Here is a 23,062-nt window from a genome sequence, read left to right as displayed (position 1 = left end):
CATGAGGGACTTCCATTGCCATACCGGGTGTTATTCATTTTGTTGCTTGTTTGGGGAAACAGCGTTTCCGCCGCACCTGTCTTGACCTTGCACAAGCAGCAGAACACTGTCAACCTTGCCCCCTATCTGGAATTGCTGGAAGACCCCCAGAGTACGTTCAGCATCGACGAGATCATGGCTATGCCTGCCGAACAGTTTAAAACCAATACGGCCACCGTACCGAGCTTGGGGAGAACACGCTCAACATGGTGGGTGAAGTTTCAACTCAAGACAGACCACACACAAGACTGGTTTTTGCTGCTGGATTACCCGTTGGGTGGTGATATGCAGGTATTCCAACAAACAGCACCCCATCCTATACAACTCTCGCCGGTGGTTAACCGGACCACCCCCGTCTATCAGGTAAAACCTGCCTTACATGAACCCTTGACCGTTTACATACGGGTCACTAACCACCAAGGATTATTAGCCCTGCCACTGAAGTTGGTGACAACAGAACCGTTACTTACCAATACTTATCTGCAAACACTCATATTCGGGATGTTGTTTGCGGGCATTATGGTCTTGGGTTTCTATAACCTGCTGTTATTCATTAGCTTACGGGAACTATCCTATCTAAGTTTGACTGTGTTTACCTTTAGCATGAGCGGGGTGTTCCTACAGGAAAGTCATTTATTCCCGGCATTATTCTGGGTATATAGAACAGATAGCTATTTTTCCACTACACCATTTTTGCTGACTGTTGGGAGTGCATTTCATTATTGGCGTTACATCAATGCGGGTTACAGCCGTACCTTAGAAATACTATGCCACTGGATACCTATTCTTTTCCTTGGCGTCATACCGTTGGCAGGGCTAGTGTTTTTCGCGGAACAACTCCTGTTGACTATTACCCTGATCCTTGCCCCTATTGTGCTTTTTTTAATTACTCAGGCAGCACTAAACGGGCATCACTCCACCCGGAATAATTACTGGGCAGCACTGATCTTCGCCACTGGCATAATCCCTTACCTCTTGGTGAAAACAGGTTGGCTAATGTATGACCGTCTGTATGTGTACGGAGCACAAATCGCCGTCCTGATTGCACTACTGCTGCTGTCATTTGCGCACGCTCAGCAAACTCACCGGATGCGTGAAGCTAAAGAACGCAGCGAAGTCACCAACAAAACCAAAGATGAATTCCTTTCCACCATGAGCCATGAGTTGCGCACGCCGATGAATGCGGTAGTAGGCATCAATGCCCTGCTGCAAATGACCCCGCTAAACCCAGAACAACAGGACTACGTGCGCAAACTGGATGCTTCCTCCACACACTTGCTCCGCTAATTGATGAAGTTCTGGATTTGTCACGGATGCAGCAAAGTGCTATCGAACTGCGCCCTGCCCCCTTTCAACTCAATACGCTCCTAGATGAACTCCGGCATATGTTCAGCGTGCTGGCAGAACACAAAGGGCTGGCGTTACATGTCCTACCTGCATCTGAGGACGCGACCACCTTATTGGGTGATGCTGCCCGCCTTGCACAAGTGCTGGGTAATTTGCTGGGCAATGCCATCAAGTACACCCCAACAGGCGTAGTGACCCTAACTACCCGTCTGGAAAACCACGATACAAACAGCCTCACTTTGTGTTTTATTATCACAGATACCGGCACAGGCATTGCCCCGGAACACTTGCCGTATCTGTTTGAACCGTTCTATCAAGTTTCCAGACAGCAGCAACACGCGGGTTCAGGTCTGGGGCTTGCCATCAGCCACAAGCTGGTCACGCGCATGGGCGGCAATCTGCATGTCACCAGCCAGTTAGGGCAAGGCAGCCACTTTTACCTTACCCTGACATTCCCCTTGGCAACCACCACAGAAACACCACAACTTGGCACTCAAGAAACCCCATTGACGTTATTGCAACATGCCCACCTCCTGCTGGTGGATGATGATGCAATAAGCTTATTCGTCGGGAAACGCTTGCTGGAAACACACGGCATACAGGTGGTGACGGCGGCGAACGGTGCTGAAGCACTGGCACAATGCCAGCAACAGAAGTTCGATGTGATCCTGATGGATGTCAGCTTGCCCGACCAAAGTGGCTATGAGGTTGTGCGGGCTATCCGCACACACACAGCATTCCACACCACGCCGATTATTGCCCTTACTGCCCATACCATACCCGATATCCACGAACGTTGCCTTGAAGCTGGCATGGACGATTTTCTGGGCAAACCCTTCAGGCTGGAAGACTTGCTGGCAAAGATTGCCTATTGGCTGGCAATGCCTGCGGCTTCCGCCAGTGAGTCCTGCCCATCCCCAGCAGCAACCCAACATAAGTGAACATCACCGAATACACCAGCCCGAAATCCAGCAGTAAGGTGGTCGAAATATCCACCACATCCACCCCCATCGGGGCAAGCAAATTGAAGCGTTGGCAATCACCAAAGGCTGCCGCCAAGGCAAACAGATGCGGCACTGCCTGCAAATCGGTTCCCAGCAAGAAGGCATCCGGCAAATCCTCCGTGGGTAAAGTTGCCGGTAACACTGCCTGCACCACTACACTGAGGTTTGCCACTTGGCAAGCGGCACTATCCCCCGCCCCACTACCGACGTAACACACCTGTTTGCCTGCGGCTTGCCATTGGTGAATCCATGCCACCCGTTCATCGGCAGTGACAGCATTAAAACACTCATCCACTCCCGCCAACGCACACAACGCATCATCCGCTTCGGTGAATACATAGACGCGGCGGGCTTGTTGCTGCAATGCCTGTACGCTGGCAGCAAACTGCCCACCCACACAAGTGTCATGCAAGAGTCGCCCATCGAACACCACCGTATCCATGTTTACTGCACGCTCCAGCACTTGTGGGTGCGTCAACAGCAAACCACGATCCAATGCCTGATGTAGGGTTTCCCGCGTGGTATACGGCCCCAGTTTGCGTACATGCGCCCCAAAAAACGTGGTCAGGAAGGCAGAGGAACGGTTAATCCCCAGGGCAGGCGTTGCCAGCACGCACGTCACCAACATCAGCGGGGCAGCGATTGCGCCGCTGCGTTCCCCCACCCGTTGCCAATGCGTCGATTGTTCTGCCAGCGTATCCCAGTGTTGTAGCCAGGGCTGTGCTTGTGACCCCAAACGCTGCTGCAATGCCTGTTGCCAACGTTCGGCATTACGCACCCGCAGCCAGTGGGTCACGACGTGCAAACTGGCATCCAGTGCGGCAATAAAGGTGTAACTCATGGTCATGCACACTGCCAGCCGCGCACTGGTTAGCACCTGATCATTCACCCGTCGCTCTTGCACCACCACCTGCCCCGCTTCACGCACCACTGGCGCAAGCAAATAGACCGTGACCGGCACACTCAGCCACCCCAGCATCGGCAGTTTCAACAAGCTACCCGCTGCTGCAACACCCAGCGAAATCGCTGATACCGCCAACTCACGCTCAGCTTGTGCGCTATCGGTGGCACGGGCTTTGGCACGCTTGAGTCCAAACCATGTTTTTGCTGACTGATCAAACGACGGCAAGGCTTTGCTACCGGCGTACAAAACCCCACCTGCTAGCAACACGGGCAACCAAATCATGCTATCCCCTCTCCTTGTTCGGTATCCACTGACTCACCATCTGTTCCAGCTCGTGCAACTCAAACGGCTTGGTGAAAAAATCATTCATCCCAGCGGCTTCACAACGTTCGCGTTCGCCACTCACTGCATGGGCAGTCAAAGCAACAATAGGGAACTGATAACCGCACGCACGTAAGCGCCGGGTTGTTTCGTAACCATCCATACACGGCATACTGACATCCATCAGCACCAGATCAAACGGCTGCGCTTGCTGATGCACCACATCCAATGCCGCTTGACCATCCGCTGCCAAGGCCACAGCACAACCCTTGACTTCCAGCAAACGACGGGTAACGAAGCGGTTAATTTCATCATCATCCACCAACAGGATGCGCTTCGGTGAGTTATCTAGTAATACAGGGAATGGTGTAATCAGTGTTTCTTGAGCATTATAGGTAGAGTCCTGTTTTTTGAAGCGTAAGGTAAAGTAGAAACAACTACCACTACCCACCTCACTTTCAACTTGCAGTTCTCCACCCATTGCTTGCACTAAGCGGTAGCAGATCGCCAAACCTAACCCCACCCCTTGTTGTGAATAATTTGCCCCCAAGTGAACTTGAACAAAAGGCTCATAAATCTGTATCAAGTGCTCAGGACAAATACCGTGTCCGCTATCCTTCACCTTAAATAGTACGGCGACGTGAGTATCATCATCGCAGTACGACCGCTCTACCGTAAGACTAACGTATCCAGATTGGGTGTATTTAATACCATTGTGTGTCAAGTTCAACAAAACTTGTGTCAAGCAGGTGGCATCACCTAACACCATTTCCGACAAGGCAGGTTCACAATCCACCGTCCATTTCAACCCTTTTTCAGACGCTTGCGCTGTTAACACCGTTTGAATATCCCGCACGACTTGTGACAGATGCAAAGGGGCGACAACCAAATTCACCACGCCACGATCAATTTTTGATATATCTAACACATTATTGATCAGGCGTAGCATGTGTGTCGCAGAGACAGCTAGTTTGCTTACATAATCTTGCTGCTGGGGCACGGAAGACTCTTGTTTCAATAAACTGACTAATTGCACAATTGCATTCAAGGGCGTGCGTAATTCATGACTGATCGTGGCAATAAATGTTGTTTTTGCTTGATTCGCTGCTTGAACACGCTCGTTATCTTCACGTAAATGACGCACCCTCTCTGCTTGTATCAATGACAACAATAAAATAAATACTAAATGCCCAAGCGGCATACCTTTGACATAGAAGGATTGAAGATTCCACGCTGAAGCCTGAAACACCAGCACCAATAAATTCGGCACAATAAACAGAAAAACCAGCAAGAAAATGCCAAAGAAATAGTTAGCAACACGGCTTCCACGACGCATCACGCTAATGCTGGCGAAGAAAACCACTAAAATCGTCAATAATGCCAAACTATTCGTTAATAATGTTCCTCCCGGAATCCACCCTGTTATCGGCAAAAAAACGACCGCTAGCCAGACAACCATCAGTAAAAGCCGATCCATCACCGGCGCACACTGCTGGGTCTGCAATAATTGCCTCACGAATAAACTTAGCGAAATAATCGCTATATAAGCTGGAGCAGTAAAAAAATGAGAACCGGTATCACGCAAAAAATCAATACCATCAAAAACCGGATTAGAAATATGCATCGTAATAACCATAGCCATAATATGCACACTTAAAATTAAATAACTTTTCTCGCGAATTATAAAAAATAAGAACAAATTATAAATAGCCAGTATTACCATACCAAAATAAACACTAGCGTATAGACGATACGCTTGATTGCTGTGTGTGAGCATCGCCTCAGCAGTCAATAACTCTACCGGCAGATTAAATACAGCATCACCGTTAGTAGCTCGGATATAAATATCCAACGTCTGCTGCTGTGGCAAATGTAAGATCCAAGCAGGACGCCGATAATCGGTTAGTTCTTTCGCATAGCGAGCGGTTACATCGGCAATACCATCCCAAACAAACAGGTCATACTCATCTTCTAATAATGAATCTGACAACAAGTACCACGGCTGCTGAGAGGTTGCCATGAGTTTAAAATGCACCCAATACGCTGAACGAGTTCTACCAAAACTTGGCAAGGTTTGTGTATTAGCTTCAAAAGACTGGGACGCTGATGCCACCACCTGCTCTAGACGCAAGACTCTGCTTGGGTCTTCCAATACCTCCATAAAAGCGGCAGCAGACAAGCTAGATTGGGTGTCGTCCAAGACCATGACCGACTCACCCGCAAAAACAACCGTTACCCACAAGCACCACAGCAATATCAGCCTTACAACCATTGACACATCAATTCCCGCTACTTTCCCAACCCGAACGGCGGGCAAAAAAATCAATCATTGCACCATGCCAGAAAAATGTTAAGAAATGTTAAGTTTGGTTCAAAAACAGCCAAACTCGTGCCACCATTGGCTTCCCGCCATTACTCGACAAGGTTTATCAAGATGTTGCCTAAGCATTCCCAACTTTTCACCACCCTGCTACTGGTCAGCGCACTCGGTGCTAGCCCGACATTATTGGCTGCTGACAAAGAAGCCCCTACCGGCAAAGCCCCGGCGGAAACCCCAGCAGCCAATAGCGGCTGGACGGGTGAACTCAGTTTCGGTGTCAACAGCATGAGTGGTAACGTAGACACCAAAAGTGCCAACATGGGATTGCAACTAAACCGCGAAACCCTGCCGTGGCGCTACCGGGTTGCCGCCAAAGCGGATGCAATGGATGTTAGTGACACACGTATCTCTGAAAGCTATCTACTTGACCTCCAAGCCGACTATGTGTTGCCCAACAAAAACTACTGGTTTGGTTATGCCGGGTACGATGCTAACAAATTTGCAGGCATCGACAAACGCTTCGTGGAAATTGCCGGTTATGGTATGAATGTCATCGACACTCCTAAACAAACCTTGGGCATGGAGCTTGGGCTGGGCGCACGTCAAAGCACTTTTACAGAAGACTTTGGCAAAGAGAATGAAGCCATCGGGCATTTGGGCGCAGACTATAGCCTGCAATTGACTGACAACACCAAGTTGACTGAAAATTTTGTCATCCAATCCGGCTCAGAAAATACTTTCACCATGTCTGACACCGCTTTGGAAGTGGGTATGAGCAAAAAAACATCCCTCAAACTCAATTACGGCTATACCAATAATAGCAAGGTATTTGCCGACACCAAAAAGACCGACACCAATACTAGCGTCAATTTGGTGATCGGATTCTAAACTAAGCCTTCAAAGAAACACTTGGAAAACCGGAGCAAACTGCTGCATGACCACCGCACTGGAACAAACCTTGCGTAACACCCTGCGTGATTGGTACGCAGCCATTCATCGCCATGACCTACAAACCGTCGCCACTATGCTTACCCCTGACTTCAGGATTGTGGAACACACTGAAGTTCTGGACAAAGCCGAGCTGCTGGCACGGCTGGAAGATGGCATGGCTTACGGCACACAATCCTCAAAACTGGTGGATTTCAAAGCGCAAAGCCACGGTGATTTTGCATGGGCAACCTTGCGGAACTGCGAAGTGTGGACACCTAATGACGCTGAGCCACCCATGGATTTGGAATTCGTCGAAACGGTTATGTTCCAACGTATGGATGGACAGTGGCTGCTTGCCCACTACCATGCCACCAATACCAACCCACTGCCACCACCGGATACAGCAGCATGAGGCGCAAGGCAAGGGCGTAAGCACACATCCGTTCCTTTAAACTTAGTCATGAACTGCGCCACAAACGGGGCAAGTCCATTCGCGTACCGATAGTGGTAATTTGTCCACTTTATGCCCACAGTCGGGGGCAGAACAAGTCTTGCTGGAGGCAAAAAACCGATCAGCGATGACCACCACCGAACCACGCATTCCCGCCTTGTACTCCAGTTGCCGCCGGAACTCGAAAAATCCCATATCACTGATAGCACGGGATAAATGGCGGTTTTTCACCATGCCCGATACGTTCAAGTCTTCAATGCCGATGGTGTGGAAACGGCGGGTTAAATCCGTAGTGAGTTGGTGCAAACTGTCTTGGCGGATGTTGGCTATCTTGGCGTGAAGCCTTGCCAGTTTTGCCTTGGCTTTGTGGCGGTTGGCACTGCCTTTGACCTTGCGCGACAGGCTGCGGGATAGCCGTTTTAGGCGTGAAAGCAAGGCTTTATGCGGCTTTGCTCCTGTAACTTTTTCCCCCGTTGATAACGTTGCCAGTGCGGATACGCCCAAATCCACCCCCACCGTGCTTTGGTTTTCGGCAGGCGGGAGGTGGTTTTGATCCGTATCCACGGTGATGCTGGCGAACCACTGGTCAGCGGTGCGGGAAATCGTGGCAGAAAGAATTTTGCCGAAAAAGCGTAACGTTTCCCGCATCCGTACTAACCCAAGGTTGGGAATGCGGATGCGGGAAGCATCAAGCGAAAATTGATCGTTGGTGAGGGTGAAGCTGTCACGGCTTTTGCCTTTCTTTTTGAATTGCGGGTACTGGGCACGTCCGGCAAAAAAGTTGTTGAACGCTTGCCCCAGTTGGATAATCGCCATTTGTGGAGCGTTTTTGGTGACTTCGAGCATCCACGGGAATTGTTCACGCTTGATGGCGTTCAATTGGCGGCGCAAGCTCATTTGATTGGGTTTGGGCTGGGTGTTGTCGTCTTTCCTCGCGGCGTATTGGGTTTGCCATTCCGCCAACGCCCAGTTGTAAGCAAACCGAGCTGTACCTGCGGCTTTCGCCAAGTACGTGGCTTGCTTATTGCTAGGGTCAAGGCGGATTTTGTGGCTGATAATCATGAGGGATAGGATGCAATACAGCAGGTTTTGTGTCTAGGGGTGGGTGTTTTTGATGTTGCTATCGACAGATGAACGGTAGTCTGTGCCTTACAACTTCTCCAAAATGACAAAGATTGGAGAAGTTTGGGTGGGTTTTGTGGTAGCTGCTTCAAACCCTGCACTCCTGTCTACTGAGTTAGCGAATGTTTTTCAATCCACCCCTCATCCATCTTCCACACCCGATCCGCCACATGGAAATAATGGTCGTCGTGCGTGACGGCAATAATGGTTTTACCCATGTTTTTCACTTCGCTTAATAGCGTTTCGTAAAAATACTGGCGGAACTGCGGGTCTTGATCTGCTGCAAACTCATCTATGACCAAAATGGGGCGGTCTTCCAGCATCGCCGCAATGAATGCCAAACGCTTACGTTGCCCGGTTGAAAGATTCGTCGAGGTAAAACCACCATTTTTATATTCAACCTTATGCTGTATCTGCATTTTTTCCAGCCATTCATTCACCTTATGCGCATCCACACCCGGCACGCCGTAAAACTTGTCGAACAGATGAAAGTCTGTGAATATAATCGAAAACAGGCGGCGGTAAGCCGCATAATTGCCAGTTTCAATTATCGTACCATCCACTGATAACCCGCCCTCTTGCGGATAATACAAACCCGCCAGCAATTTCAAAAAAGTAGATTTACCACTACCATTACCACCAATAATAAACAGTAACTCACCCCGTTGGATTTTTTCATTAAATGGTCCAACGCCAAATGCTGCACTATTAGAGGATGGATAACTAAATTGCATATTATCAGCACTGAGTGTATTGAAGTCCTTAAAACTAGCAGTACTAGAAGGAATAACCTGAGAACGGGTAATTGCATTATCCATTGTCGCTTCCAATGCAAACACATCCTCAACAGCCAGATTCACGCGATTCAGTATCGGAATAATATTAACCAATGCAGTCACTGAACCGGTTAAAAACAGCAGTGTAGCCACAATCTTAAAAATATCTTGCGTTTGCTCATGCAACAAGTTGGGCAGAATGAACACCATAATGGGTAACAGCGCATAAATAAACAAACGCCCAAACCCCCAAATCGTCGCTTCCAGTTTGCCCACTTCATACTTAATCAATTGAGCATCATGAGAAGCGGCGGTGATCCCTTTCAGCAAATCCTTCGCTTTTTGCTCATTTACTTTAATTTCCTTGAAGCCATTCACCAAATGTGAAATAGAGGCAAAATAAGACTCCTCCTTTTGCTTCACCGTATTCAAAGCTGCACGAATCGCTTGGGATTGCATCAGAAAATATACCACCCCTAACCCAATCGCCAGCAAGGTAATCACAAAACTGGCAACCGATACATACCCCAAATACAGCAATGAAAACACCATCAGCGCAAACATCTGAAATGCACCAATCACTTGCGGAATCGACTGCGAGATCAGCGTATCGCTTTGCGTCAAACGACTATACAGTTCATTGCTACCCTGTGTTTCGATGAATGCCAAATCAACCTGCTGTACTTTGCGCGTCAAACGGCTACGGGTATTAAAGATGGCTTCTTCAACCATCTGGATAGCTTGCCCAAAGGCATACCACTGCCCATACAGAAACAGCACAAAAGCCGTGATATACAGTAAAAAATACTGGGTCAGATCTGCGTTTTTAGTAACAGCCTCTGCTGCATGATTGATGATCGCCAGCAATAAACTGTTGGCGATACCAGAAATCGTCGCAATCAGCAAAACCTGCCAGTAAGAACTGCGGTTTTCCCGTTCGATAAAACGCATGAGCGGCATATTAATCGTTAGCATAAAGCACCTACACTGTAATTGATCACATCCCCACCCCTTGCGGTAAAGCGGGCAGGGCAAAGCCAGCGCGGGCAGCGGTAATAACACTGGCAAGATAAGCCAAGGCAGACTGTCCACGTTTGCGGCAAGTACCGATGATGCTGGCCAGCATGGCAAACGCACGGCTCCCCGTAGCACTCTTTGTGCCATGGTTGGTTTTGCGCAGGATCACCCAATGGCGCAACGCCCGCTCAGCCTCATTATTGGTCAAGGGAAGCCACGGGTGGTCAAGGATTCGGAAAATGGCATCCCAATCATTGATGAACTCTTTCGCCAGTGCCGCCGTCTTGTCATGGGCAGATACGGCATGGATCAAGCATAATGCCCTGAATTCCAGGAGTTTTGCCTGATGGCGTTGACGGATCACGTCGGTTTGCGTCCCCACCGTGCCGCCTGCTGCCCGCCAAGCGTAAATGTCGTCCTGTAATACCCTCAGCCAAGCGAGGGTGAAGTTGCCAAACGTCCGCCCGTCTTTGTCCAGTGATTCTGCCAGCCCACGGGCTTTGCGGATCAGGTGCGCCCAGCAACGCAAGCGTTTGGGGTGGTGGCGGTAAGCGGCATAGCCATCACTCATCAGCCAGCCCCCAAAGTGGGGGCTAATCACGTTGTCGAGCATTTCAATGGTGCGCTGCCCTACGTAGAAACAAACGCTGAGGGTGGTGACGAATGTCCATAGCCACAGGGCTTCGCCACGCTCTTTCCAAGAGGTTTCATCAATATACAGCACCCCGCCGTCAGCGGTGGCTTCTGCCAACAGCCCTTCCACCAAGGCATCTTCCAATGGAGAAGCACTCGCGGCTGCTTCCTCAAAACATTGCTGCAACACCCCGACACTTAGGGGAATGCCCAACACCTCCCGCAACAGTTCTTGTGTGCCACGCAGTGACAAGCGTGAGCGCAGCCGTAGGTGGACAATAAGTGCCGCCAGATTGCCCCCAATCAGCCGCCACTCGCCCACATCAACCTCCGGGTATAACGGGTCGGGAGCTTGGCGATGCGGGATATGGCGGCTCACATGACCGCAGGTGCATACGCTATCGTGAAGGTGGTGGCGGGTGGTGATGACGGTCAGTCCGGGGTTCCCATCCGTGCCAAACTGGATGTCCACACTGTCATAGGCGGTATAAATACGGGAGACAGCCGCATCCAGGGACCTGCCACAGGCTTCACATCGGCTGGGGTAATGGTGTTCGTCTGCATTGATGGGCGGATGCCATACCCGACCATAACCCGGTGCGCCGGGTTGTTTACCCGCTTTGCGTTTGGCTGGTTGGGCTGGCTTTGTGCCCGCCACAGCTTCTGGTTCCGGGGTTGGCTTTCCTCTGGCTGCACCCACCCCTTCTGTTTCGGGCAAAGCCACCGTTTTGGGTGACGTTTCCCACGGGAAACCGCTGCTGGGTGGTTTGGAGGAGTTGTTGGAGTTTTGGTTGATCTGTTCCCGCGCTTCTTTCAGGTCATGCAACAACTTGGTCGACAGGTGCAGCAGTTCCTCCGGCGTGAGCTTGGCAAGGTACTGGCTGTTAAGCTGTTTGAGGCTGTGGTCTTTCAGTTGTTGGGTCATCGGGGGAGTGTCGCAAATTTAGTGCGTTTGGGTAAGGGGGGACTGTTCAGTTACCCTACACTGTTTCCCGAATCCGCCGCAGAATATCTTTCACCCGCGACACCGACTGCATCAGAATCGGCAACCGATCCAGACTGCCCTGAAAATTCCAGAAATACGTGACAATGGAAAAGATTGTCCCTGCCTCAATTCCCGGCGTTTGCGCGGTATAAACAAACACGTAAATGGTTGCTGCCACCACAAACAGCTCAATCAGTACCCAAGTTCTGGCTTCAATATCCGAGGTTTTGACCCGCAGGAAACGCATGAAATTAAAATGCTGCCCCAGCCGCAGCAAGGAACCCTGATTAATGACCCTCGCTTGGCGTTCCAGATTATTGTTGATGCTGCGGTTGAGGCGGTTGATCGGTTTCCATAACCACCCATTCAACAGCAACACCGGAATCAACAGCAACAAGGCGGCACTGGCTATATGCCAATCAAATAGAAACAACATCACCAGTGAACCGATGAAGGTGATGACCATGGCAAAAATATCCGGGATGTCACGCTCCAGAAAATCCACCACTTCGCGGATCAACATGGAACGCGCCACCAGTTTGCTGGTCGGCGTGCCGACAGCGCGTTGCTGTTTGATCACTTGGGTAACAACTGCCACATAAATACCCATGAATACCCGCGTATCATACATCTTGCGCCCTGCCGTCATTACTGCCAGCACCAGCCACAAACCAATGAACAAGCCCAAAGGCCAGTAATCATGCCCCAGCAAGCCATTGATGGCTTCACCAATTGCCAATGGCATTAACAAGGCCAACAACTGTTCACTCAAACTCAGGCCATACGTCAGCCCTAGTTTGAAACGATTTTTGCTCAACAAGATTGCCAGCAAAGGGGGCTTTTCCGGTGTTGACACTTAATGCTCATCCTTATGAGGTAACAGTCTACCCAGCAAACCGGGTTGTTTAGACGGTAGTGTGTCATCCTTGTCCAACAACGGTTCGCTGGCAATGCCCACACCCACCAAGATTTGCAACGCCGCCAACACTTCCACCAACAAGAAACCACCATGGAAAAACAACACCCCCCCGACACTCGCCAGACTCATACCCGCCGCCGTGTTGAAATTCTTGTTGATGTTGTCGTCCAGCGCGTGTGACAAATCCATCAGGGTAATGAATTGCTGAAGATCAGCATCCATCAGCACCACTTGCGCAGTATCGGTGGCGGCAGTCGTTGCACCACTCAAGGACACCGACACATCCGCCTGTTTCAGCGCAATCGCGTCATTAATGCCATCACCAATGAAACACACATTGCGCCCTTCGGCTTGCAACTGCTTGACCAAATCGGCTTTGCGTTCCGGCAGGGTATTGGCAAAGTAACCATCAATCCCCAGTTCATTTGCCAGCGCTTTAGTGGGCAATTCGCTATCGCCGGAGATAATGTACAGTTGCAAACCACGCTCATGCAGGTTACGCACAATCTCAGCCGCTTCCGGGCGGGTAGTCGCTTTCAGTTCCAGAATCCCGGCTAATTCGCCATCCGCCGCGAGGTATACCAGTGAATGCCCATTGGCACTGCACGAGGTTTCCAGCGTTTGCATGTCCGCCGGAATCGCGATATTTTCGGCATCCATGAAACGGCGGCTACCGACTGCAATCCACTGCCCTTGCAGCTTGACCTTGATCCCGAAGCCGACTTCGTATTGCGCATCATCAATGCTGGGTAATGCCAACTGCTGTTCGGCAGCGGCGGCGATAATCGCTTGGGCAACCGGATGTGACTGACGGTGTTCCGCCGCCGCCGCCAGTGTCAATACCTCGGCGGAACTGTGCTCGCCAACCGGATGTACCGCAATCACATGCGGCTGTTCAATGGTCAATGTGCCGGTTTTATCGAACACCACCGTGTCAATTTGCTTCAGGCGTTCGAGCGAATCACCATTCTTGACCAGAATCCGATGTTTGGAGGCCACATTGAGGAAATTGAGCATGGTCAGCAAGCGTAACCACACCATGTTCAGGGTAAAGTTGGAACCCAATACCGCCGTTGCCCCCGCCATTCCCACCATTGGCAAGCTAATTGCCCCCAAGCCCAGCATCGGCCACAAGGAACGGTCAGCAATCTTCATGGCACGCGCTTCCATCGACAACTGAAATTCGGTGCTGCGGTTGAGGATTTCGCCAATCTGTGCGGCACTGGTTTCCTCCCCAGTCTTTTCCACTTGCACGAAAATACGCCCACCCAACACAATGGTAGCGGCAAGTACCATATCACCCACGCCTTTGTCCACTGGCTGCGATTCGCCAGTGAGCATGTGCTGATCAATCGAAGCAATCCCGTCCACGATTACGCCATCCACCGGAATGGTATGCCCCACATCCATTACCAGCACGTCACCCGCTTTTAGCTGTGCGAAAGGGATTTCCATTTCCGTGCCATCGACCACCACCCACACCGAGCGCGGTTGCTGCTGGAAAATATTCACCAGTTCATAGCGCGATACGTCTTCGCACACCATCATCACTTTCTGGGCAATACTGCCGATGATCGCGCCGAACATACCCACCACATAGAAGCCACCCAGCCACATGCCAGAGAAATACACTGCCATCAGATGCGCGGTACTCAAACGGCGTTCCTTGACAGCGATTTCATAGGCAACGCGGTAAATGGGTAAGGTGAGGTATAACCCGGCAGCAATCACCACTGGCACAATCCCCCCCAACCCAGCAAGCGCACCCACACCCAGCAAACCCAGCGCCCCCGCACCCAGAGCCATTTGGCGGTTGATGGACTTTTCCTCCGCCGACAGATACAGCTCACGCCCCGCTGACAGTTCCTGCAAATACTGCTCGCGGGCGCTGCCTGCCAAACGCGGGTCAAGATGGCGTTTGACCCACCGTTGGTACTGGTTATCCAGCTTTTCCAGCGACAGACCCGCCTCCGTCAGCCGTTGAGCCAAGGTTGGCGATTGTTCGGCAACCTTGGCAATGAAACGTTGCGTGAGGGTGGTACTATCTTCCTCCAGCGGCTTACCCGCCAAGGCTTCGACCAGACGGCGTTTCTTGAAACGTTTACGGTTACTGGCGGTGGAGTTGACGCCGATGAAGGCAGCGCCACCCGCAAATACACCAACGACGACAGGAATCATGGGGTTATCCTTGGTACTGAATTATTATTGATCATAGTGGGTTGGTTAGCCGCCGTCAGGGCAGCGTAACGACGGCGCAATTGCGGCCAAAAGACATTCAACAGCCCTACCCCCATCGCGGAATAGAAAATACCGATGGAGGTAGCATACCCCACCACATTCAGGAACGTGCCACCGATACTGGCAGCATTGGGAGCAGTCGTGAGCCACAAACTGCGCTGCATACTGGCTTCAAACCGCTGCGACAGGCTAAACAGGTTGTGTAAATGTTGTGGGTTTTGATCCAGCAAAATTACGTGTGCGGTATCGTGTGTCAGGGTGCTAACGCCATTGAGCGAAATCGCCACCTGCGCCAGCTTCATGGGAACAGCATCACGGATACCGTCACCGACATACGCCACAAAGCCGTTTTCTGCCTGTAAACGTTGCACCAAGGCGGTTTTATCGTGCGGCATGGCGTCGCTGACGATATGGGTAATCCCCAAATGCGTTGCCCACTGTTCAGCCACTTCCACCGCTTCAGCCGCTACTAACCACAGGGTCAATCCTTGGGTGTGCAACGCATTAACACCTTCCAGCGTACCTTCCCGCAGCGTTATCTCACCGGACTCATCCAGCACCAGTAGTGACGCCAAATCGAGGATTACGGTATCAATCTTGTCGACCTGCTCCAGCACCCGCCCATCCTTGATCAGAATGCCTTCCTGCGCGGCAGCTTGCAGGAACTCCATCACCGTCAGCAACCCAAACAGGCGCATATTGTAGCAAGGGCTCATCATCATCACTGCCAGCACCGCATTCAAGCCACCCACCGGGTATGCCAACACACTCAATGCCACGCCGGGCAAGGCAAAACGGTCAGCCAAGGCTTTGCCACGCAATTCCACATCGGCGGCATACAGCGCACTGTTATCAAACACATGGCGCAATTCTGCTGCCCATACTTGTTCAGGTTCGGCAACCTCCCAATGCGCCAGTTGATTCTGTGCGTTGCTTTTAGTGGTGGCAATCACTTTGAGGAAGAACGAATACAACCAATTACTGAACGTGGTTAGTGCCAATACTTGCGGGTTGATCACGCTGTACATCAGGGTTAATGCCGTGAGAATTACATCTACCCCCACCACGGTCAGGCGGTGTTCCTCACGTAAATCGCGCCAGGCATCACGCAGCAAGGGGTACGTGGTGTAGGCAATACCGGGAATCAGCAGATACAGGGACGCAGGGAATACCACCATGCTGATCACCGCGCTGCCCATCATCACCGAGGTTTGCAGGAAGTATTGACGGGCTTCGCGCTCCTCCTCACTCATGGTTTCCGTCTGTTTTTTCAGCGTTGTCCAATCGCGCCGATGGTTGGGCACGAGCCGGTCAATTAAACGCGGGCGACGCACCCGTCTGACCACATAACTTGCGCCACCCACCGCCGCCAGTTCCAGAATCATGCGTCGCCCCTTATGTGCCGTTTGCCCGCCAAAGGCTGACGTAACCCCGTTTGCGGCAAGGGCAAATGCCCCTGTTGTGCCAGCCATGCGAAATAGTTTGCCAAAGCCTGCTGATCCACCACAGGGCAATCAATACCCGAACCCGCTAATCCCGCCTGTGTATTGCGCTCATCAAACAAAATATGTTCCGGCTCACGGGAAAAATCGTAGTGGGTGAACAGTGATAATAGGGGATGCAAGCCGATTTCAGGGTCATCCTTGGCACGGCGTAACAGTTCCGCCTGCCATTGCTGCGGTGCTAACAAGCGAATGCTGTAACCCAAACCCAGCAAGGCTTGGTAAGCCAGATTGGCACGGGTATTCTGCGGATTGCCCACATGGAAAGTTGTACCCTGTAAATAGCGTTGGCTGGAGAGATACACAATCGCACGACAGGCATAATCGGCGGGTACAAAATTATCCTCACCCAAAGGACTATCCAGCCCTATCCCCAATTGCACCGCCGTCAAAACAGCGCGGTAGAAATTGTCTTTGACGAACGCAAAACCACCATTCGCCAACATCCCCGCCACCCCACTGACCCGGTGGATGGTCACGGGCAAACCGCGTTGCCCAGCAAGACTGACGATCTTGTCTGCCACCCACTTGGTTTCCACGTAGCCGTTTTCCAGCAATTCGGGTGAACCAAGATCCGCATCCTCATACATTTCGGTCACTTCCGGCGCAAACACCGACAGGCTGGAAACAAAGTGCAAAGGCTTGGTGCGAATACGGCACGCCAAACGCAAGGCTTCCTGTGTACCACCCACGTTTGCTGCTTTCAACACCGAATACGGGTACACATGATTTACCCACGCGCCGTTGTGGTAAATCACGTCAACCTGCTGCGCCAAGGTATCAAAAGCAGCAGCCTCCAGACCAAAGCGCGGCAAACCCAAATCCCCCAACACTGGAATCAAACGGCTGCGGTACGTTTCCTGCCACAAACCATGCGCGGTAAGTGCCGTCTGCAAACGCTGTAAGCCTTGCGCGGTATCGCTGGCACGCACCAGACAATGAATATCTGCCTGCGTTTGTTGCAGTAATTCGTGCAGTAAAAATGCGCCCACAAAGCCGGTTGCGCCGGTGAGGAATACCGCTTGCCACGTCTCACGTTCCACCTTGAACTCAGCCGTTGGCGGCACAATGTCGTCATCCAGCCGCACTTCCGCATGGAAATCCACCGCTTTCACCGTCCCCGGCAAACCTTGACGTGCATGATCAATGTGTTCAGCAAATGCGCCCAATGTGGGGAAATCAAACAGGCTACGCACCGGCAAATCCACCCGAAAGGCTTGCGTTACCTGATGCAACAAATGCGTAATCAGCAGCGAATGCCCACCCAACTCGAAGAAATTATCCTGTACCCCGACGCTGGCAACTTCCAATAACGTCTGCCAAATACCCGCCACCACCTGTTCGGTCGCAGTACGCGGGGCAACGTATACCAGCCCGGTTTGCAGTTCTGGCTCGGGCAAGGCACGTACATCCAACTTGCCACTCGGTGCTAACGGCATGGCATCCAGCAATACAAAGGCGGTCGGTATCATGTAATCCGGCAAATGTTGGCGGGCGAATTCACGCAATACCTGTTGCAACGCAGACGGGTCAGCCACACTGACCGTATCCGCAAAGGTTGGATGCGCAATCACTTCGGCGGTTTGCCCTGCCACTACATACGCCACCAGATAGGCATGACCGTTAGCAGCCGTTTTTGCCAGCACCACCGCTTCACGCACGGCTACATGTTGCTGCAATACCGCCGTAATTTCGCCCAGCTCAATGCGGAAACCGCGAATTTTCACCTGTGCATCCATCCGCCCCAAAAACTCGATATTGCCATCGGGCAGGTAACGCGCCAGATCACCGGTTTGGTACAAACGGCTATCCGCACCGTGCAGGAACGGGTTGGCAATAAATTTTTCCGCACTCAAATCGTCACGGTGCAAATAGCCACGCGCCAAGGCAACGCCACCGAGATACAATTCCCCCGGCACACCGACGGGAACGGGTTGCTGGTGACGGTCAAGAATATAGGCTTGCGTATCCGGCAAAGGTCGCCCGATCAACACACTATCGGTCAGCCCACGCTGCGTATCTTGCCCCGTATACAACGTTGCGGTAATGGTGGCTTCGGTTGGCCCATAACCGCAATACACCGGTACACGCCCTTGGGTATGCTGTTGCCAGCGTTGCAAGCGGGTTTTCAGTACCTTATCACTGCCTGCAACCACCAGACGCACGCTGTCCGGCACGTTGTGGGTTAGCAATTGTGCCACCCATTCATGCCAGTAAGGGGCTGGCAGGTTCAGCACACTGATGTGTTGCTGACTGACGAATTTCACCAACTCGGCGACGGAATGGGTGCAATCCTGCGGCGCAACCACCACACAGCCACCACGCAACCACGTTGGGAACAGCTCCTCCCCCGCCACATCGAAACTGAAAGCCGCAAATTGCAACACGCGGTCGGCGGCCTTCAGTGCATAACTATCCGCCAAACCCAAGGCACGGTTGAGCAAGGCGCGTTGCGGAATCATCACTCCTTTGGGTAAGCCGGTTGAGCCTGAGGTATAAATCACATACGCCAGATGTTCCGGGCGCACGGCGGTATACGGTTCAGGGCAATCCAGCGGGATCGCTGCCAGCCCAAGCTGATCCAGACACAGCACTTGCAAGCCACTGTACTGGGTAAAACGCTGTGCCAACGGGCTTTGCGTCAGCAATACCTTGACCTTGGCGTGTTCCAGCATATAGCTGAGCCGTTCTGGCGGGTAATGGGGGTCAAGCGGTACATAGGCAGCTCCGGCTTTCAACACACCCAACACCGCAACACTGGTTTCCAGCGAACGCTCCACACAGATACCGATCAGGTCATCCGGTTGTACGCCCTGTTGCAACAAGCTGAAGGCCAGAGCATTGGCTTGGGCATTGAGTTCCCGATAGCTGAGTTGTTGCCCCGCACAAATAACGGCGGGTGCATCCGGGGTTTGGGCGGTTTGCTGGGCAAACAATTCGTGCAAACAGACATCTCGCGGGTAAGCCGTCGTGGTGGCATTCCAGTCCACCAATAATTGCTGTTGCTCAACAGTCGTCAGCAAGGGCAGTTGTGAGATGAGCAAGTGCGGGTTAGCCGCTACCCCTGACAGCAAGACCTGCCAATGCGCCGCCATGCGGGTAATGGTGTCGGCATCAAACAAAGCGGTGGCATATTCCCACGAGCCGACCAACCCTTCAGGGCTTTCCTGCAAAGAAAGGGTTAAATCAAACGCGGACACATCGCTAGGCGCTGCTTGCAAGGTAGTTTGCAAACCGGGCAATTGTAGACTTTCGGCACGGGTGTTCTGCAATACCAGCATGACCTGAAACAGCGGTGAATGGCTGGTGGTACGTTCCGGGTGCAGGGTTTCGACCAGCACATCGAACGGTAAATCCTGATGTTGGTAAGCGTCCAGCGTGGTCTTGCGCACCTGTGCCAGCAGTTCCGTAAAGCTCGGATTACCCTCCAAGCGGGTGCGCAATACCAGTGTATTGATGAAACAGCCAATCAGCCCTTCGGTTTCCAAGCGGTTGCGGTTGGCAATCGGCGAACCCAGCAGCACATCATCCTGCCCCGCATACCGCCCCAGCAATACCGCAAACGCTGCCTGTAACACCATAAACAGGGTGGTATCGGTTTGCATCGCCAGTGTTTTCAGCTTCGCCAACAAATCTGGCGATAACACCGCATCGTATACCGCACCTTGATTGCTTTGCAGGGGTGGGCGTGGGCGATCCGTCGGCAAATTCAGTAGCGCCGGAACGTCGGTAAGTTGTTGCTGCCAGTATTCGAGCGGGCGGGCGTATTCTCCCCGTTGCATCGCCTGACGTTGCCAATAGGCAAAATCGGCGTACTGGATCGGTAAGGCAGGTAATTCCGCCACGCTTCCCTGCACAGCGGCGCTGTACAGGCTTGCTAGCTCTGTCACCAACACATCCAGTGACCAACCGTCTGCAATGATGTGATGCAGGTTCAACACCAACAGGTATTCGTGCGCGGGCAGACACAGCAAATGCGCCTGCAATAATGGCGCACGCTCCAGACGGAATGGCGTATCAATCAGGTGTTGCACCTGAGCTTGCGCCTGTGCGGGGCTACTGCTTGTCAACACCTGCAACGGCACATGCACGGTTGGCAGTATGGTTTGCCGCAACGTGCCATCTTGCTCTACAAACACGGTGCGCAGGTTTTCATGCCGCGCCACGATCTGGTTGATACTGGTTTCCAGTGCAGCGATAACGAGTTCGCCCTGCAAACGCCAGATACAGGGGATGTTGTACACCTGTTTCTGGTCTGCCAACTGATGCAGCAGCCACAGGCGTTGCTGGGAAAACGATAGCGGCAACGGCTGGTTGCGTGTTACCAGCGGAATACTTGTCGCTGCTGCTGGGGCTTGTAACTGCTGCAAATACGCGATGATCTCGGCTTTGCGGGCAGACAATTCGCTGCGCAAGGTATCCGTTAGCACGCCTTTGGCGGCTTTGACACCGAGCTTGTCACCTTCCAGACGGAATTTGATACCTAAGGCTTGGATTTCATCCAGCAATGCCTGAATCGTTTTCATAGCTGTTCCATTTCCGCACAGTAGATGCGCGAAATTATCACAGGAATTGCCACCATGAACCCGAACTTAACATTTCTTAACAATTTTCTGGGTGAAACATGGCAGCACTGCAAGCCATTCAGTGGGTAACAGGCGCAGGCAACTCTGCCAGCGTCTGCTGATGCTTGACCAACGGGCGCAACGATACCCCCACGCCAGCCACTGCACCCAAGTAATACAACGCCATCCCAGTAGTGTAATGGTCAAGTAAATCAGGCTAATTTAATCACTTCCACCCGCGTGGTATCCGTCACCAGCAACCACGCGCTCAAGTTTTGCAGGGCGGCAATGCTCGGCAGTTGCAGATATTCCTCCACCTGTTGAATACCTTTTTGCTTTTGCGCTTCCCAACCCACTTGCTTGTCGCCTTTCTTGCAATATTTAAGCTCAATCAAATGCTGGAAATTGACCTTATAAGGGCTACGCTCCAGCAGCAAAATGTCGGGGTATTTCTTATCCATTTCGCGTTCACTCAGGATAAAATACGCCGGAGACTGGTACAGCAACGCCAGCAGAATCGTCTTGATGTGTTCCTCATCCAGATACAGTGAATCGCGGTTAGAAAGCAATTGCAGCACCCGTTTCAACTCTGCGACCAGCGGCTGGATGTCGCTATACAATCCCAGTTTTTCCACTGCCAATAGCAAGGTGCGGTCGGAAATGGTGATCTGGTTGCGCCGCTCGATCTCCACCTTGAAGTACTGGAAATACAACTCGCGCATCACGTGATTGGGGATGGCAAACACTTCTCCCGCCAGCGATTTTCGTACCAGCGTAGTAAACCCCATGTATGCAATCAGGCTAATAAAGTCATTGCGGTCGAAACCCTTGTCAAACTCAAATTTGCGCCGCTGGCTGGCTTGTACTTCCCCTGCATTCAACAACTCATCCAGCACCGCAAAATTGTCATCACGATTGCCGATAGTGAACAGCTTCATGATTTTGCCGTAGTCCGAGGCGATGTTCTCATCCAGCATCGGTTCGGGGTATTCACAGCGTTTGCGGTCAAAGTTCTTGACGAAATACAGCAGCATATTAGCGTTGTAGACACGGGTCTGCGCCTTGAGGTTGAAGCGGTAGCCGTTGTACCAGGCGCGGGCATCGCCAAGCAGTTGCTCCAGCGATAATGGGCAGACATCTGCCAATGGCTGCAACAGGGTGATAACTTCTGCTTCGGTAAAGCCAACTGCCTCATTGAAGTCCTCATGCAGCGACAAATTCACGCCAATATTGAAACCACTGGTCATGCTGTCGAGCATTACCGGCGTGACTCCGGTGACAAATAGCCGGTCAAGAGTGCCGCGCTGGGTGGCGGTTTTCAGCACCTCGTAAAAACTGCGCACAAACCCGCCTTTGCCCATGATTTTCTGGAACAGTTGCAGATCATCAGCAAGAATGCTGTTGGCAAAGTGGTCGTATTCGTCGATCAGCAGCAGGAGTTTCTGGTTAGCGTTGTCAAGGATACGCAGAAATGCTTCCAAGCGGCTTTGCGGGCTAGTTTCATCTTGTATCTGTTGTTGAGCGGCTAATGGATAGTCATAACGTTCCAGAAAACGCAGCAAGGCATTGGCAATTTTGCGGTCGAAGGCTGCATAAATCCCGTCATGCCCACTATCGGTGTCGATACCGCTGAAATCCATGAACAGAATGGGGTAGCTGTTGTGTAGTGGCGTTGGGTGTCGCCCGATGTGGAGCGTGCCAAACAGCGTGTCAAATTCATCGCGGTAAGCAATATCGTAATAGTATTCAAGCATCGACAGAAACAGGCTTTTACCGAAACGGCGCGGACGCATCAGGAACAGGTGACTACCTGCCTGCTCCAGCAGAGGAATGTAAGAGGTCTTGTCAATGTAGACGAAACCTTCACTGATCACTTTTTTGAAATTGCTTTCGCCGTAAGGAATTTTGAGGTTCATAGATGCCTGCTGCCGACTGCTCCGAGGGTTTCAGTTTAGCATACAGGCAAATGTGCGGTGTCATCTGTGCGGC

14 protein-coding genes are annotated in these 23,062 nt (G+C 51.8%); 4 read left to right on the top strand and 10 right to left on the bottom strand.

Features of this window, described 5'->3' with window-relative positions:
- Positions 1-39 precede the first annotated feature (39 nt).
- Both J1836_RS20245 and J1836_RS20240 read left to right on the top strand, forming a co-directional pair.
- Positions 40-1,326, top strand: a complete 1,287-nt coding sequence (locus tag J1836_RS20245) for a sensor histidine kinase (protein ID WP_207252947.1) — start codon at positions 40-42, stop codon at positions 1,324-1,326.
- Positions 1,327-1,352: 26 nt separating this feature from the next.
- Positions 1,353-2,327: a response regulator gene (locus J1836_RS20240; protein WP_207252946.1), complete on the top strand. Its 975-nt coding sequence runs from the start codon at positions 1,353-1,355 to the stop codon at positions 2,325-2,327.
- Here the strand turns inward: J1836_RS20240 and J1836_RS20235 are convergent.
- Positions 2,224-3,576 (bottom strand): HAD family hydrolase, encoded by a 1,353-nt coding sequence (locus J1836_RS20235; protein ID WP_207252945.1) that lies wholly within the window; start codon positions 3,574-3,576, stop codon positions 2,224-2,226. The two genes, J1836_RS20240 and J1836_RS20235, sit on opposite strands and share 104 nt — an antisense overlap.
- A 1-nt stretch (position 3,577) precedes the next feature.
- Positions 3,578-5,941: a hybrid sensor histidine kinase/response regulator gene (locus J1836_RS20230; protein ID WP_207252944.1), complete on the bottom strand. Its 2,364-nt coding sequence runs from the start codon at positions 5,939-5,941 to the stop codon at positions 3,578-3,580.
- A gap of 108 nt (positions 5,942-6,049) precedes the next feature.
- On the opposite strand from J1836_RS20230, the gene J1836_RS20225 reads away from it, so the two are divergent.
- A complete protein-coding gene (locus tag J1836_RS20225; RefSeq protein WP_207252943.1) occupies positions 6,050-6,823 on the top strand; it encodes a DUF481 domain-containing protein in 774 nt (257 codons plus the stop codon).
- Between the two features lie 46 nt (positions 6,824-6,869).
- Positions 6,870-7,277: a YybH family protein gene (locus tag J1836_RS20220; RefSeq protein ID WP_207252942.1), complete on the top strand. Its 408-nt coding sequence runs from the start codon at positions 6,870-6,872 to the stop codon at positions 7,275-7,277.
- A gap of 42 nt (positions 7,278-7,319) precedes the next feature.
- Here J1836_RS20220 and J1836_RS20215 read toward each other — a convergent pair whose 3' ends face one another.
- The 8 genes from J1836_RS20215 to J1836_RS20180 form a co-directional block, all read right to left on the bottom strand.
- Positions 7,320-8,378, bottom strand: a complete 1,059-nt coding sequence (locus J1836_RS20215; protein WP_242632936.1) for an RNA-guided endonuclease InsQ/TnpB family protein — start codon at positions 8,376-8,378, stop codon at positions 7,320-7,322.
- A gap of 167 nt (positions 8,379-8,545) precedes the next feature.
- Positions 8,546-10,189: a cyclic peptide export ABC transporter gene (locus tag J1836_RS20210; RefSeq protein WP_207252941.1), complete on the bottom strand. Its 1,644-nt coding sequence runs from the start codon at positions 10,187-10,189 to the stop codon at positions 8,546-8,548.
- A 22-nt stretch (positions 10,190-10,211) separates the two neighbouring features.
- Positions 10,212-11,789 carry an IS66 family transposase gene (gene tnpC / locus J1836_RS20205; RefSeq protein ID WP_242632653.1) on the bottom strand — a complete coding sequence of 526 codons (1,578 nt, stop codon included), beginning with the start codon at positions 11,787-11,789 and terminating at the stop codon, positions 10,212-10,214.
- 55 nt (positions 11,790-11,844) lie between these two features.
- Positions 11,845-12,705 carry an ABC transporter six-transmembrane domain-containing protein gene (locus tag J1836_RS20200; RefSeq protein ID WP_207252940.1) on the bottom strand — a complete coding sequence of 287 codons (861 nt, stop codon included), beginning with the start codon at positions 12,703-12,705 and terminating at the stop codon, positions 11,845-11,847.
- Complete coding sequence (locus J1836_RS20195; protein WP_207252939.1) at positions 12,706-14,946, bottom strand: heavy metal translocating P-type ATPase; 2,241 nt, start codon at positions 14,944-14,946, stop codon at positions 12,706-12,708.
- The gene (locus J1836_RS20190) at positions 14,943-16,478 is read right to left on the bottom strand and encodes an HAD family hydrolase (protein WP_207252938.1); all 1,536 of its coding nucleotides are present in this window, start codon (positions 16,476-16,478) and stop codon (positions 14,943-14,945) included. The genes J1836_RS20195 and J1836_RS20190 overlap by 4 nt, the downstream gene beginning before the upstream one ends.
- Complete coding sequence (locus tag J1836_RS20185) at positions 16,388-21,034, bottom strand: non-ribosomal peptide synthetase (protein ID WP_207252937.1); 4,647 nt, start codon at positions 21,032-21,034, stop codon at positions 16,388-16,390. Before J1836_RS20185 ends, J1836_RS20190 begins: the two co-directional genes overlap by 91 nt.
- A gap of 251 nt (positions 21,035-21,285) precedes the next feature.
- Entirely contained in the window at positions 21,286-22,989 is a 1,704-nt protein-coding gene (locus J1836_RS20180; protein WP_207252936.1) for an AAA family ATPase, read from the bottom strand.
- Positions 22,990-23,062 lie beyond the last annotated feature (73 nt).

Origin of the sequence: Thiothrix fructosivorans (assembly GCF_017349355.1) — a bacterium.
Lineage (GTDB): Bacteria > Pseudomonadota > Gammaproteobacteria > Thiotrichales > Thiotrichaceae > Thiothrix > Thiothrix fructosivorans.
Note: the sequence above shows the minus strand (reverse complement) of the source record. Positions and strands in the feature narration are given on the sequence as shown.

Bases quoted from the DNA above. Each gene is read 5' to 3' on its own strand.
- J1836_RS20210 (WP_207252941.1), bottom strand. From the start codon at position 10,189: ATGCTAACGATTAATATGCCGCTCATGCGTTTTATCGAACGGGAAAAC.
- J1836_RS20240 (WP_207252946.1), top strand. From the start codon at position 1,353: ATGCAGCAAAGTGCTATCGAACTGCGCCCTGCCCCCTTTCAACTCAAT.
- J1836_RS20185 (WP_207252937.1), bottom strand. From the start codon at position 21,034: ATGAAAACGATTCAGGCATTGCTGGATGAAATCCAAGCCTTAGGTATC.
- J1836_RS20180 (WP_207252936.1), bottom strand. From the start codon at position 22,989: ATGAACCTCAAAATTCCTTACGGCGAAAGCAATTTCAAAAAAGTGATC.
- tnpC (WP_242632653.1), bottom strand. From the start codon at position 11,789: ATGACCCAACAACTGAAAGACCACAGCCTCAAACAGCTTAACAGCCAG.
- J1836_RS20190 (WP_207252938.1), bottom strand. From the start codon at position 16,478: ATGGCTGGCACAACAGGGGCATTTGCCCTTGCCGCAAACGGGGTTACG.
- J1836_RS20220 (WP_207252942.1), top strand. From the start codon at position 6,870: ATGACCACCGCACTGGAACAAACCTTGCGTAACACCCTGCGTGATTGG.
- J1836_RS20225 (WP_207252943.1), top strand. From the start codon at position 6,050: ATGTTGCCTAAGCATTCCCAACTTTTCACCACCCTGCTACTGGTCAGC.
- J1836_RS20215 (WP_242632936.1), bottom strand. From the start codon at position 8,378: ATGATTATCAGCCACAAAATCCGCCTTGACCCTAGCAATAAGCAAGCC.
- J1836_RS20195 (WP_207252939.1), bottom strand. From the start codon at position 14,946: ATGATTCCTGTCGTCGTTGGTGTATTTGCGGGTGGCGCTGCCTTCATC.
- J1836_RS20235 (WP_207252945.1), bottom strand. From the start codon at position 3,576: ATGATTTGGTTGCCCGTGTTGCTAGCAGGTGGGGTTTTGTACGCCGGT.